This is a genomic window from Streptomyces sp. NPDC047315 (assembly GCF_040643215.1).
Lineage (GTDB): Bacteria > Actinomycetota > Actinomycetes > Streptomycetales > Streptomycetaceae > Streptomyces.
This window is the reverse complement of the sequence record NZ_JBEYTZ010000114.1, coordinates 1-1,415: the sequence shown is the minus strand read 5'-3', so window position 1 is coordinate 1,415 and position 1,415 is coordinate 1. Positions and strand designations below refer to the sequence as shown.

Here is a 1,415-nt window from a genome sequence, read left to right as displayed (position 1 = left end):
GGGGGGTGTCTCTATGTCCTTCGTCAAGGACGTGGTGCCGGGTGTGTAGGTGTTTGTGGTGGTTATGCGACGAGGGTGGCGGTGGGAGTTCTGGACTCGTAGAAGGTTCCGTCGCGGAGCATGGCGAACAGGACGCTGACGCGCTGGCGGGCGAGGCGGAGGAGTGCCTGCGTGTGGGTCTTTCCGCGGGCGCGTTGTCTGTCGTAGTAGGTGCGGGAGGCGGGGTCGGCGTTCATGCAGGCGAAGGCGGAGAGGAACATGGCGCGTTTGAGCTGCCGGTTTCCGCCCCGTGGTGCGTGTTCGCCGTGGATCGATGTGCCGGACGACTTGGTCGTGGGGGCGAGTCCGGCGTAGGAGGCGAGGTGGGCGGCGGTGGGGAAGCCGGTTCCGTCGCCGACGGTGACCAGCAGGACGGCGGCGGTCCTGACGCCGACTCCGGGCATCGAGGTCAGGACCGGGTGAAGAGGGTGGGCCTCCAGGAGGGTGCTGATCTGGGTTTCCAGTGCGCGGCGCTGGCCGTGGACGGTGGCGAGGGAGGCGGCCAGGGACGGGATGACGATGTCGAGGGTGCCGGTCCCCGGGACCACGACGGTCTGCTCGTCCAGGGCGTCGAAGACGTCGTCGATCAGTCGGGTGGCCATGCGCGGGGCCTTGGGCCGGATCAGTTCGGCGAGTTTGCGGCGGCCTGCTTTGCGCAGGGCGGCCGGGGATCCGTGGCGTTCCAGCAGCCAGGTGACGGCCGGATGGTCCAGACGCGGGCCGAGGACGCGTTCGAGGCTGGGGTGGAACTGGGTGAGCAGGCCGCGTATGCGGTTGCTGGTGCGGGTGGCCTCGGCGGCGAGGTCCTGGTCGAAGCCGGTCAGGACGGTGAGTTCGGCGGTGATCTCGTCGGTCAGTTCCAGGGTGCGCAGGGTGTGGGGCATGGTGCGGGCGGCGTCCGCGATGACGGCTGCGTCCTTGGCGTCGGTCTTGGCCTCGCCGGGGTAGAGGTCGGCGATCCGCCGCATCGCCAGTCCGGGCAGGTAGGCGACCTTGCACCCGGCGTCGCGTGCCACGGTCAGCGGCAGAGCGCCGATCGAGGCCGGCTGGTCCACGATCACCAGTACGGTGCCGAACTTCGCGGCCAGCTTCTCGAACACCGCCCGCAGCTTCGGCTCGCTGTTGGGCAGCGGCTTGTCGAAGACCTTCTTCCCGGTCGGGGTCAGCCCGTGGCCGTGATGAGCGGTCTTGCCGACGTCCAGGCCGAGGAACACGCCGACGTCTTCGGTGTCGAACATCGCGCCCTTTCCAGGTCGTTCACCGTGCTGGTCCCGGCGGTGGCACCGTGCTCGCGCATCCACGTTATGCAGACCTGCCGCCCGCGAGCTGCCCGGCATTGCGCCGGGCCGGGCGGTGGCCGGGTCTCTCATCAGCGG

General features: G+C 69.6%; 1 protein-coding gene. It reads right to left on the bottom strand.

What is annotated here, in order from left to right; translation table 11 throughout:
* Positions 1–62: 62 nt before the first annotated feature.
* Positions 63–1,277 carry an IS110 family transposase gene (locus ABZ842_RS38800; RefSeq protein ID WP_361548586.1) on the bottom strand — a complete coding sequence of 405 codons (1,215 nt, stop codon included), beginning with the start codon at positions 1,275–1,277 and terminating at the stop codon, positions 63–65.
* Between the last annotated feature and the right edge of the window lie 138 nt (positions 1,278–1,415).